Here is a 12,721-nt window from a genome sequence, read left to right as displayed (position 1 = left end):
AAGTGATAACTTGTTTTATGAATTTACGAATTAACCACGAAAAAAAATTGGTGAACAGTAGCCGGAATCCCCGGTACCGTTCACCAATTGGCTATACAACTACGATGCTTACTTCCCTAGATATACATTTGCGGAGAGCTTATCTGCAATATATTTAATGGCTGCCTGCGCCCGAACGCTGTTGCCCGCTTTATCCAATGGCGGAGAAAAAACAGCAATCCCGAACCTGCCGGGAAATACGGAAATAATACCGCCGCCAACACCACTTTTGCTGGGTAATCCTACCCGGAACATCCAGTCGCCGGTAGTTTCATACAACCCGGTAGTACCCATAATCGCTAATACTTTGGGTACATATTTCTCCCGGAGCAAGCGCTCCTTCGTAACCGGATTCACACCGCCATTTGCCAGCGTGCCCGCCATGATGCCAATATCCCGGGTATTCACACCATAAGAACACTGTTTGGTATAAAAATCACAGGCGTAAATAGGATCATCATACATATATCCATACGACTTCAACAACATGGCAATGGCTTTATTATGCTCATTGGTAGCGGCCTCCGACTGATACAGTTCATCCAGCACCGTTAGATTACGACCAGCAAACCGGGCAAAATAGTCGTTCACTTTATTCCAGGCGTCTGCATGTCCGAAATGACTGGTCAGCAGGCTGGTAGTAGCCATAGCGCCCGCGTTCACCAATGGGTTGGAGGGCTTTTGTCCGTTTAATTCAATAGCTGGCACAGAGTTAAACGGCAACCCGGTTTGGTCAGCTCCTATTTTCTGGAGAATAACACTATCTCCGAAAATTTCCATCGCCATACAAAGGGTGAATACTTTCTCTATGGATTCAATTCCAAATTCAAACTTCGTTTCTCCCACCTGGTACACCTTTCCGTCGGCAGTTACCAGTACAATACCATACATATCGGAGTTTACTTTATCCAGATAAGGAATGTAATCCGCATTATGTCCGCTCTTCTCATCTTTATATAAATTAAATGCTTCGTTGATGACGGCATTATAATCAACTGGCTTTGCACGTTGCTGGGCATCCGTCCTGGTTACCCCTACCGCCAGCAACAGGAATAATGCAATAATCGTTTTCATGGTGTATCATTTTTTAGGGAGATGATTAGAATTTGAAAAATGCGCTAAACTGTGCGCGTACATCTTCTCCGGAACTTTTATCGCGGTTCTCCCGCTTGCCATATAACACTTCGCCGGCTATTTTAAAGAAACCGGTAAAGTAGTAGGTCATATTGTAAGATGCGTAATGCGTGGCTTTTATAGCACCGTCGGACATTGCCAGGTCGCGCGTATTTAAATGCAGATAGCCGTATCCGATAGTAGAGCCCAGACTTTTTGTCCAGAAGTGATCAAAGTATAACCAGGTGGCCAGCATGTCAATATTTTTAATACGCTTGTCGTTGTCGTAAGCAAAAGCATCGTAGCCCTGTCCGCTGATATCTTCACTATACTTCGCATAGCCGCTGCCGTAAGCAAACTGAAATTTCACGTCGTCGTTTTTACCGATGTTAATATTACCCGAAAGGTTGAATGCGCCGCCAATATCGGTTTTATTTTGCTCTTCCCCATTTTGATAATCCATGGGGTGCATTAAACCAGACAGTCTTACATGGCTGCCATTCTTTTCGCCAAAGTTCTTTTGGAAAGCAATGGTAACATCAGGAAAATTCGTTCTGTTTTGCCAGGTATCCGGTATAGATAAGTCGGCACCCGGTTGTTCTGCGGCTGCAGAAAATTTCATGGAAGTACCTATCTGCTGCGTGAAACGTAACTGGAGTTGCCGCGTCCATACATAGGAGTTAGGTCCCCAATAGTCCATGATGTTAGGCCAGTTGTCATCATCCATAAAGTTACTCCAGTATTGACCGAATGTCCATTTACCATGTTGAATATAGGCATGACGCAACCTGGGCGAGCCATTCAGGCTCCCCCATAAATCAAATTCGAGCACCGCTTTTAAAGTACGTCCTTTGTAATCCGGCGCACCATACGCTGTAAAGGCAAAGCGCGATTGCCGTACAGAAAATGCGGTATTCCCGGCAGTAACGCCCGGCACCGTAATAGTAGATGGCTGCATCGCATGGATGTTGCCTATTTCCATAAAATCGTGAATGAAATCTGCCTGTACATAGCCACTGAACTGCAGGCGGATACCCTTTACATCTGTAAATAAAAAGCCCTGGTACTTACCCCCTTCAATCAGGTTACGGGTTAATCCCTTACCATTTTCAATGGTGGTATCTGACTGAGCCTGCGCAGATGAACAGGCAAAAAATACAGAAATAACGTAAACGAATATACGTAAATGACAGGTAGATTTTCTGACCAATGTATTACTGATTTATGATGAAATACTTTCCCTTACGTCATTAATATCACAATGACGACGCCCCAGATAATCAACAGGGTATTACCTACGGCATATGTGATAGTATAACCCAATGAAGGGAGATTGCTTTGTACTTCGTCCTGTATCGCCGAGAGCGCGGCGGTAGTAGTTCTGGCGCCGGCCGTACAACCCAGTACCAACGCCGGATGAAATTTAAAAATATACTTCGCCATCAACACCCCTACCAGCAGTGGAATAGCAGTAGCCGCAATACCTACTAAAAATAATCCCCAGCCCACTTCTTTGAAACCCGCCACAAAACTGGGTCCGGCCGTAATACCTACTACCGCAATAAAGGTGTTCAATCCCACATTATTCATCACCCACAACGCTGGCTCCGGAATCCGTCCAAATGCCGGATGCCGGGAACGCAACCAACCAAATACCAGTCCCATGATCAGGGTACCGCCGCTGGTACTTAAGCTGAGCGGTACACCGCCTACGCGAATACTCATGGCGCCTATCAGCCCACCAAGTACAATACCCAGGCCCACAAAAATCATATCTGTTTTATCCGTAGGAATATCCGCGTATCCAATATGTGATACCGCTTTATCCATGTCTCTTTTATAACCTACTAACTGTATGTTATCTCCTCTTTCCAATACCGCTTCCGGATACACTGGCATGCTGATACCCGCTCGCCGTATGCTTTGTACAGGAATGCCATGCATGTAATCCATGGTCCGCAATTCCTTCACTGTTTTACCGATCACTTCTTTATTGATCACAAATACCATTACATTTTCCACCGGAAAATTCAACAGGTCTACATCAATAATCTCTCTGCCTATTCCCTGCTCTTCGCCCAGAATGAATTCCCTGCGGCCACTCAGTACTATTTCATCTCCCACCTGTATCATATAATCTGCCGTGGGCGCCAATATTTTTTTATCCTTCGCCTGACGGATACGCTCTACAAACAAACGATGCTCCCGTGCTATTAATTCGGCTTCCAGCTGCTGTACAGACTTTCCCGCGGCAATAGAGGCTGCATCAATCAGATAAGCGCGGAAAGTAACCGAAATAAACGCAGAACGCATACCCGGATCTTGCGTGGGATCACCTGCTCCCATGGTTTTTTCCAGCTCTTTACAGGCTGCTCTGACCTTCTCTATTCCACCCATCATCATTGGTGCAACACTGGATAACAGCCATGCAGAACCGGCAGTACCAAAAATGTAGGTCACAGCATAGCACACCGGCATCGCATTTATCATCAGTTGTTTCTGATCAGGCGTCAGATTAACCTGATTAATAGTATCTGCTGCCACGCCCATCACCGCTGATATGGTTTGAGAACCGGCAATTAATCCGGCGGCCTGGCCTACGTTGTACCCCGCCATCAGCGACAACAACCACGGTGCTACCAGACAAACCACGCACATCAGTGCCGCAAATAATACCTGCGGCAATCCATCTTTTTTAAGGCCTCGAAAAAACTGAGGTCCTACACTATAGCCCACGGCAAATAAAAACATCAGGAAAAAAACTGATTTCACATTGGCAGATACCTGTATATCCATCTGCCCAACTAATACGCCCATTAACAAAACACCAGTTACAGATCCTAACGAAAACTTACCTATCCGCAAACTCCCGATAAAATAGCCCGACGCCAATGTCAGAAACACGGCCAGCTCAGGATATTCCTGAAATGTGTGATGTAACCAATTCATGTGTGTATGGATTATAAACGAACGGAAATGGCCCTAATTTCGACCGTAATAGGTAACATCAGTCTTTCCCCATTTGTTCAATCTTCATCAATTTAACAGCGCTACAACAATTTTTTGCGACAAGATAAACAAGTACTTCATCCGGTTGTTAGACATCAAAAAAGAATTTTCTAACAATTAAGCCATATTGTTATGCCTTTATTCTTCAAGAAAAAAGAGAATGAAAATTCCCGCTTAGGGCTGTATGCCTCTGCAGATAGTAAAGAGAGCATCCCTAAATACAAAATGCCCCACGACGCACAAGATATGCGCACCGTGTATCACCTGGTACATGATGAATTAATGTTGGATGGCAACTCCAGAATGAATCTCGCCACTTTTTGCCAAACGTGGCTGGATGAATATGTACACAAGCTGATGGATGAATGTTTGGATAAAAACATGATCGATAAAGATGAATATCCACAAACTGCCGAAATAGAAAACAGGTGTGTGCATATTCTGGCCGACCTGTTTAATGCGCCCGAAAGCGCTACTACCATGGGTTGCAGCACCACCGGGTCCAGTGAGGCAGCGATGCTGGGCGGACTCGCGTTAAAATGGCAATGGCGTAAAAGAAGAGAGAAAGAAGGTAAGTCCACCGACAAACCCAATCTTATTTGTGGCGCCGTACAGGTATGCTGGCATAAATTTGCCCGGTATTTCGATGTGGAATTGCGTGAGGTAGGCATGGAACATGGCCGCTATAATTTAACGCCTGAAAAAGTACTGGAACTGGCCGATGAAAATACCATTGGAGTAGTGCCCACATTCGGCGTTACCTTCACCCTGATGTATGAACCGGTGGCAGAAATTGCCAAAGCATTGGATAAGCTGCAGCAGGAAAAAGGCTGGGATATCCCCATCCATGTAGACGGCGCCAGTGGCGCATTTATCGCTCCATTTGTGAGCCCAGATCTGGTATGGGACTTTCGTATTCCAAGGGTAAAATCTATCAATGCTTCCGGCCATAAATATGGCCTGAGTCCATTGGGAGTAGGTTGGGTAATATGGCGGGAGAAGGAAGACCTCCCGGAAGACCTCATTTTCCGCGTAGACTATCTCGGTGGCGATATGCCTACTTTTGCCCTCAATTTCTCCAGACCCGGCGGACAAATAGTAGCGCAATACTATAACCTTTTACGCCATGGCAGGGAAGGATACAGGAAGCTACAACAGGCCTGCCTGGACCATGCCGCTTACATCGCAGAAGCCATGGATAAACTGGGTCATTTCGATATTCTCTATAACGGCAAGGGTGGCCTGCCTGGCGCCTGCTGGACTTTAAAGCCCGGCGACCACGGTTTTACACTATATGATATCTCCGACAAAATCCGCTCCCGTGGCTGGCAAATCGCCTCCTATCCACTCACCGGCGATGCGAGGGACATTGTAGTACAACGGGTATTGATACGTCACGGCTTTAGCCGCGATATGGCAGATATGCTGATTGATGACTACACCCGTTGTGTAAAGTACTTCGAAGAAAACCCGGTGAGAAAACCACTGACACAAAAAGAAGGAGGTGGATTCCATCACTAATTGGTGTCAGCAATTTCCAGGATGTTGTACGTATCCAGCAATGCCTGTACTTCCGCCGTCATATTGGCCAATGCCTGTATTTCAGTGGGTGTTAACAACATCATTACATGGTCAGCCGGTAATGGCAAACAAATTAACTTTTCATTTTCTGTTGCAGCATAGTGGTCATCCGCCAGTCGGGTGACCATTTTTTTGAAACACTCAAACTCTGTGATATCGAGGTTAACAACCGTGGTACCAAAAGCAAGCTGAATTCCTTTGCAATGAGGGCAGCGGATCACATATCCTGCCGCTCCGTGATACAATGTATGGTAATTACACATGGGCCTATGGGTTTGTGCCTACAGCGGCCTTTTAGGGCCGCCGTCAGGACTTAATTCATCACTCTTTATTATTTATCTGAATTTTGCGGTACAAACAACAGATGTATTTATGCATAGCTAAATACGCCGGGGTATGATGCAAAAGTAAAACAGGAAAAACAGGAGGAATGCTCGAATCAGGAAAACGAGTTACGCAAAAGGGAAAACTATCGGGCTAGCGAGGGGAAGCAGCCACTACCGGGACTATTCCACCTTAAAAGTGAGTTTTTTTGTGTTGATACCGCCAACAATTCCATAACCATTGGTAACATTCGTATATACACGAACAGGATTGCGAAGCGCCAAATTACCATTTTCCCTTTGGGCCATCATGGTATTGAAATACTCATAAGTAGCACGGGTGAGCGTACTCACCTCTACGGTTACCTCGCTGGCTCCGGGAATAGGATCTACTGTTTGCAATACAAAGTTCACATCTTTGCCATTAAAGCGCTCGTCACTCATCACCAGGCTGTTATAGTTGCTTTTAGTGAAGAAGTCCACCAGGTTATTATTAAATGCAGGATCTAACCCGAAAAGCAGGTAGGCGCCCGGCGCGTCATTTACGCCCGCTAAATAAATGCGGATTCTGTAATAATTGCCTGGGGCAGGATCATCTTTTAATGTAAACTGTACCCGGTTGCTATTACGCTGTGCGCCTGCATTTTTTGCCAGCGGGGCAAAAGGGAGTGTATCCGTTGCCGTTACAGAAGTAAGCCCCGGCGCCTGGACCTGTACGGCATATTGCTGGCCTCTCACCGCTTTCTCAGTAGATACAAAATAAGAGAATCCTTTTATCACCTGTATTTGAGGAGTAGCCAGGGCTACACCATTGGCAGTGATACTAACACTGCTGCCGGGAATATCTTTATACCCGCTATCATCCAGTATATTGGAAGGAATACTACGGGTTACCCGTACATAGATCACACTATCCGGCTGTATCAGCGTATTCACCACTATTTTGTCGCCTTCATAAGGCAGCTGAATGTCCACACTTTTTGTACATGCATTTAGAAGCATGGCTAACAGTACCGTACCTACGAAAAAAAATTTTCTGCACATCTCTTTAAAATTTAATAGCGTATGTAACACTCGGTAATATGGGTAAAATAGTGACCTGGGTAAGATATCGCTTCTTCGCCGCCGCATCTTCATCGATGGTGTAAAAGAAGGGATTTCTCCGGTTGTACACATTAAATATGCTGAGATTCCAGCTTCTGGTCCAATGCTTCTTCTGTTTGGTATGTGTGAAGCCAACATCCAGCCGGTGAACATCTGCCCCCCTGTAATTATTCCAGTTGTTATAACGATCAATGGACGCGTTTCCTGATCCCGGGTCCCAGGGAGACGCCCCGCCAACACCGCTGTAACTCGATACCGGAACAGTAAAAGGTGTACCGGAGTTGTAATGCCAGGAAGCAGAGAATTCCCAGTGCTTTCCTAATCGTTGCACCAACACCAGTTCGATATCATGACGATGATCGTATTTATAAGGATAAATTTCATCGTTATTCACACCAGGGAAACGACGGGTAGACCAGGACAAGGTATAGCCCAACCAGCCTGTAGTAGTTCCTTTTCTTTTCTGTAGCATTACTTCCGCTCCATAGCTCCAGCCTTTACCTACTGTTACGTTTTCATCCCAACGTGGTAATAGTTGATTGATGGTATTGCTTTCTTTACTTTCAATCATGTTGTGCATAGACTTGTAATAGCCTTCCAGCGAACATTCATACATGCCATTGGGAGAAGTTTTAGCCACGCCCAATGCTACCTGTTTGGAAAACATAGGCGCTACGCGTTGGGTGGAAGGTACCCATATATCTGTAGGCAGCGTGGTTCCATTGCTGGACAGCAGGTGAATATACTGATTCATATGTGTATACGCCGCCTTCAATGCCCAGTTGCGTGCCAGCATGTAACGCAGGCCCAACCGGGGTTGTATGGAATGATAAAAGCGGTGTTGCACTACAAAAGCCGAAGCATGTACCCCAATATTAACATACAGGTCCGGGCGTAGTTGCCAGTCGTCTTCCGCATAGGCCGACAGCTCCATACCCGTCACCCGCATGGCTGTTGAGAGCGTATCCAGTGGTTTCACCGGGCTTGCCCTATCGCTGAAAGAGGAAGTGCCCGGCTTGAAATAATGCATGGTAGCAATAGCGCCAAATCGGATAGAATGCCGTGGATCAGGGCGAAAATCAAAATCAATTCTACCGCCACTGTTTTCCATCAGCGACTTATATCGCCCATATACATCAGAAAGCTCTCCGGAAGCAGGAATGATGGCTTTATGTTCGTACTGCGTAAAGAAGGCGTATTGTGAAAAACTCAGCGTCACATTTGAAAACAAACGGGGACCGTAAATATGATTCCATCGTAATGCGGCCATGGTATTTCCCCAGCCTAACTGAAATTTGGTGCTCTCCAGATTAAACTTCGTAGGGTCGTTAGTGTTAGCAGTATCTGTTGGGGTCTGCTTCAGCAAAAGGTGGTCTTCTCCCTTATAAAAACTMAGGAATATCCGGTCTTTCGCAGAAAAAATGTGATTCACTTTTGCATTGATATCATAAAAGTAAGCCTTAAAAGCGCCTCCGTTACCCAGCGCATTTTCCGACTGCAGTGCGGCATTCAATATTAGATCCGGATAAGAGCGGCGGGCCGATACCATGAACGATGTTTTATTTTTCACAATCGGGCCTTCAACATTGAATTTAGCGGCTATTAGTCCCACGGACACATCGCCATGGTAAGTAGTCATGTCTCCTTCTTTCATAGCAATATCTACCACAGAAGATAGGCGGCCGCCGAAACGTGCGGGGAATGCGCCTTTATACAAGTCCGTTGTTTTTACTACGTTGGCATTCACCAAAGAATACACGCCAAAAAAATGGGAGAAATTAAAGATGGGCGTACCATCCATGAGTACCAGGTTTTGATCGGGGCTTCCTCCTCTTACATATAATCCGCCGGCGCCTTCCATGCCACCGCTAACGCCGGGCATAGACTGCAGGGTGCGCATTACATCCACTTCTCCGAGCAAACGGGGCATCGCCTGTAAGTCGGTAGCCGATAATTTCACCCGGCTCATCTGCGTTTGTTCCTGTAGCTTCATTTGTTCTTTGGCGCTGATCACCACTTCTTTCAAACTACCTACAGGTTGTAAAGTAACATTGAGCAGCTGATCTCCTTTTTGCCAGATGGGCTGTATATGGGGCTCATACCCGATATAAGTCATTATCAGGCTACTGGAATCCTTTACGGTAGTTAAACTAAAAAATCCATATTGATTAGTGGTAGTACCCTGTTTCAGGGAAGGGGAGTATACCGTGGCGCCAATCAGGCTTTCTCCGCTGGTGGCGTCTTTTATATATCCACTGATGGTGCGGGTGGTTCGCTGATCGGGCAATAGGACGATCTGCTCACCTACACGGGTGAACCGGATATCATCGGGGGCAAACACTTCTTCCAGTACTTTTTTTAAGCGCTGACTACGGACTGTTAACGTAATTTTCCGGGATAAGTTGACAAGTTCTCTACTATATGAAAAATGAATGCCATATTCTTTTTCCAGTAATCCACACACTTTTTCTATGGGCTGATCCTTTACTATTACGGTTACTCTTGTTTGCCAGTCCCACGCAAAAACCTCTAGTGGGAAACATAATATAAATATTCCCGTCAGCAGTTTTCCGGCTAACGACATAGTGTCCTGAATTGAAAGGGTGACAGGAGTAGCTTTTAGCCATTAGCTCTTAGCTTTTAGAAAATGCTGCAAAGATTATAATATGTTAATCTTCGCAGCATTTTCTAAAAGCTAAGAGCTAATGGCTAAAAGCTACTTCAATTTGTATTGTCGATCGTTTATTTTCTCATATCCGGCGTTCAGCATGAGCGCCAGTGTTTTGATCACATCATCGGTAGACTCTCCTGTGAAGTCGGCCCGTACCGGCAGTTTCAGCAGGTCGGTATTCACCACTTCCACTTTTATGTCGTATACTTCTGTGATGGTATGTAATACTTCTTCCAGCGACGTATCATGAAATGATAATGATCTTTTTGCCATATCAGTAACGTGAGAGGCTATACGGAATACGGGTCTGTCATTATCTTTCTGCAACAACATGCCATCCGTCAGCACAACACTATCTTCCTTATCATGATCTATCACCATTACTTTTCCGCTGCTCACATGCACTTGCAGTGCGGTGGTGCCGGGTTGGTAATTAATCATGAACCGGGTACCGAGTACTTTCACTTCTGTATGTCCTAATGTAATCACAAAAGGATTGGCGGCGCTACCGCTTACATCGAAGGTGGCTGTACCGGTAAGACTCACTTTCCTGTTTCTGTCATTAAAGCCCCTGGCTACTTCCAGCCTGGAAGCAGCCGATAATTGCACACTGCTGCCATCCTGCAGCGTAGCCTTTACAGGGCCTGAATATATTTGCTGTGGTTGTTTTCCTACCAGGAACCACCATCCGGCGCTGAAAGCGACCAGTAATATAGCGGCTACTTTCAGCCAAATGAAGCGGTTTTTGGGCCTCACAGCAATCAATGCCGGCTGAGTATCCATTTTCCCGCTTAGCTGTTGCCAGGCAACAGCCGTATTGGCGGCAACTGTCTTTTCATTGGCAGCAGCTGTATCTAATACCTTGGCCAGTGAGGAAAGCAGGGCGCCGTTTAGCGGGTCTGCTTCTTTCCATTCCTCCACCCAGGCATGCTCAGCAGCATCTGCTTCATTCAGCAGATACTTACATAGCAAGGTATACAGTGCCTCATCAGGCATTGCCTCATTGGGTAAAGATGGTGTCATCAGTTGTTGTAAGTTTTACAGTCAGTGTCCTAAGGACCCTAATATAATAATAAGACGCATGCGGAACACCGATGCCCCCATACGTCCTAAAATATTTTTAAAATAAAAAGCCTGTCAATAGTGGCAGGTATTCCTTCAATTCCTGGTGAAGAATTTTCAGTGCTTTGCCCATCTGGTTCTCTACAGTTTTCACAGAAATATTCATAGCCGCCGCTATTTCTGCATATTTCATGTTTTGCTGACGACTCAGCACAAACACCTCCCGGCAACGCTCCGGTAACCGCTCCAATGCCTGCCGGTACAACCTTTCCAGCTCTTTCACCTCTTCACCCGCGCCTGTAGTCGTGTCCGATACTTTACCATAACCGGTTTCCTTTTCAGAGCGCACCACATCCTTCCGCCACTGGCTAATGGCGGTATTACGAATAGCAGAAAACAAATATGCTTTTACAGGCCCCGTAATGGTAATCGTTTCCCGTTTTTCCCACAAACGCAGGAATACCTGTTGCACAATTTCCTCGGCTACATGGGCATCTCCCGTGTAGTGAGTAGCAAAGGCCAGGCAATGAGCATGGTTTTCCCTGAATAATGCTTCAAATGTTTGCAGCTCCAGCATGATGAGCAGCAAATATAGTTATGATTTATTTGATTCCTAGCTTTCTCCTGACCGCCTGTCATCTTTGCGTACAAATACTGATTCACGGCATTTACAGCCGTTATTTTAAAAATAAGTAGAGGGAAAATCCCCCGGTTTGCGTCAGGAGAATCACTAAAATCACATAAATCCTATTTATCTTTGCCCCGCAATGTACAACCTGATCAAAAACTTTCTTTTCCGCTATCCGCCGGAAAATATTCACCACAGCGTAATGCGTGGTATGAAGACAGTCTATTCCCTGCCGCTGGGTAAAACAATTCTGAACGCCTTTTGCGGCGTAAAAACCAAAGGCCTGGAACGTGAAGTATTCGGACTGAAATTTTCCAACCCGGTAGGACTGGCCGCCGGATTCGATAAAGATGCTAAGTACATTGATGAACTGGCCTGTCTGGGATTTGGTTTTGTGGAGATAGGTACCGTCACCCCACAACCCCAACCGGGTAATGAGCAGCCTCGCTTATTCCGTTTGCCGGCCGACAAAGCCCTCATTAACCGCATGGGCTTTAACAACGAAGGCGCCGCTGCTGCTGCCAAACGTTTACAACGCAAAAAATCCAATATCATCATAGGTGGAAACATCGGGAAAAATAAAATCACCCCGAATGAAGAAGCCGTCAATGACTACGAAAAATGCTTTCATGCACTGTATGAAGTAGTAGATTATTTTGTGGTGAACGTGAGTTCCCCCAATACCCCCAACCTGCGCGCATTACAGGAGAAAGAGCCCTTAAAACAACTCCTGCATCACCTGCAGGTGCTGAATGGCCAAAAGCTGGCTCCCAAACCCATTCTGCTTAAAATAGCCCCTGATCTGACCACCGAACAGCTGGATGATATCATCGAAATTGTGACAGAAACCAAGCTGGCCGGCATTGTAGCCACCAATACCACTATCAGCCGTGCAGGCTTAAAAACCCCTGCGGCCGAAGTAAATGATATTGGCGCCGGCGGATTGAGTGGACTCCCCGTAAAACGTAAAGCCACAGAAGTAATCCGTTATATTCACACCCATAGCAAAGGCAGCATCCCCATTATCGCCGTAGGCGGTATTTTCACGGCAGAAGATGCCCAGGAAAAACTGGATGCCGGCGCTGCATTGGTACAGGTATATACCGGCTTTATTTACGAAGGTCCTACGATCGTGAAAAAGATCTGTGCAGGATTACGCCCGTAACATCGCCAACTATCTATTTATTCAAC

Annotated in this window: 10 protein-coding genes; 2 read left to right on the top strand and 8 right to left on the bottom strand. The window is 45.9% G+C overall.

Annotated features, from left to right (window positions below; all coding sequences use genetic code 11):
* Positions 1 to 108: 108 nt before the first annotated feature.
* Genes glsA through aspT form a run of 3 tightly spaced genes read right to left on the bottom strand, consistent with a single transcriptional unit; the run spans position 109 to position 4,101 of the window.
* Complete coding sequence (gene glsA / locus AC1DFM_RS30325) at positions 109 to 1,113, bottom strand: glutaminase A (protein ID WP_477080536.1); 1,005 nt, start codon at positions 1,111 to 1,113, stop codon at positions 109 to 111.
* A gap of 25 nt (positions 1,114 to 1,138) precedes the next feature.
* Positions 1,139 to 2,362, bottom strand: coding sequence for a DcaP family trimeric outer membrane transporter (locus AC1DFM_RS30320; RefSeq protein WP_477080535.1), 1,224 nt, complete (start codon positions 2,360 to 2,362; stop codon positions 1,139 to 1,141).
* 32 nt (positions 2,363 to 2,394) lie between these two features.
* Positions 2,395 to 4,101 carry an aspartate-alanine antiporter gene (gene aspT / locus AC1DFM_RS30315; RefSeq protein WP_477080534.1) on the bottom strand — a complete coding sequence of 569 codons (1,707 nt, stop codon included), beginning with the start codon at positions 4,099 to 4,101 and terminating at the stop codon, positions 2,395 to 2,397.
* A gap of 192 nt (positions 4,102 to 4,293) precedes the next feature.
* On the opposite strand from aspT, the gene gad reads away from it, so the two are divergent.
* On the top strand, positions 4,294 to 5,682 hold the full coding sequence (gene gad, locus AC1DFM_RS30310) for a glutamate decarboxylase (protein ID WP_477080533.1): 1,389 nt from the start codon (positions 4,294 to 4,296) through the stop codon (positions 5,680 to 5,682).
* On the opposite strand, the gene AC1DFM_RS30305 is transcribed toward gad, so the two are convergent.
* From AC1DFM_RS30305 to AC1DFM_RS30285, 5 genes are all read right to left on the bottom strand, one after another.
* The gene (locus tag AC1DFM_RS30305; RefSeq protein ID WP_477080532.1) at positions 5,679 to 6,005 is read right to left on the bottom strand and encodes a DUF6686 family protein; all 327 of its coding nucleotides are present in this window, start codon (positions 6,003 to 6,005) and stop codon (positions 5,679 to 5,681) included. The genes gad and AC1DFM_RS30305 overlap by 4 nt on opposite strands.
* Positions 6,006 to 6,248: 243 nt before the next feature.
* Positions 6,249 to 7,109 carry a DUF4249 domain-containing protein gene (locus tag AC1DFM_RS30300; protein ID WP_477080531.1) on the bottom strand — a complete coding sequence of 287 codons (861 nt, stop codon included), beginning with the start codon at positions 7,107 to 7,109 and terminating at the stop codon, positions 6,249 to 6,251.
* Between the two features lie 4 nt (positions 7,110 to 7,113).
* A complete protein-coding gene (locus AC1DFM_RS30295) occupies positions 7,114 to 9,753 on the bottom strand; it encodes a TonB-dependent receptor (RefSeq protein ID WP_477080530.1) in 2,640 nt (879 codons plus the stop codon).
* Positions 9,754 to 9,885: 132 nt separating this feature from the next.
* Positions 9,886 to 10,863, bottom strand: a complete 978-nt coding sequence (locus AC1DFM_RS30290; RefSeq protein WP_477080529.1) for a FecR family protein — start codon at positions 10,861 to 10,863, stop codon at positions 9,886 to 9,888.
* A 97-nt stretch (positions 10,864 to 10,960) separates the two neighbouring features.
* Positions 10,961 to 11,491, bottom strand: a complete 531-nt coding sequence (locus AC1DFM_RS30285; protein WP_477080528.1) for an RNA polymerase sigma-70 factor — start codon at positions 11,489 to 11,491, stop codon at positions 10,961 to 10,963.
* Positions 11,492 to 11,669: 178 nt separating this feature from the next.
* Between AC1DFM_RS30285 and AC1DFM_RS30280 the strand changes: the two genes are divergently transcribed.
* A complete protein-coding gene (locus tag AC1DFM_RS30280) occupies positions 11,670 to 12,695 on the top strand; it encodes a quinone-dependent dihydroorotate dehydrogenase (protein ID WP_477080527.1) in 1,026 nt (341 codons plus the stop codon).
* Positions 12,696 to 12,721 lie beyond the last annotated feature (26 nt).

The sequence above is a fragment of the Chitinophaga sp. 05T412 genome (assembly GCF_056396465.1).
Note: the sequence above shows the minus strand (reverse complement) of the source record. Positions and strands in the feature narration are given on the sequence as shown.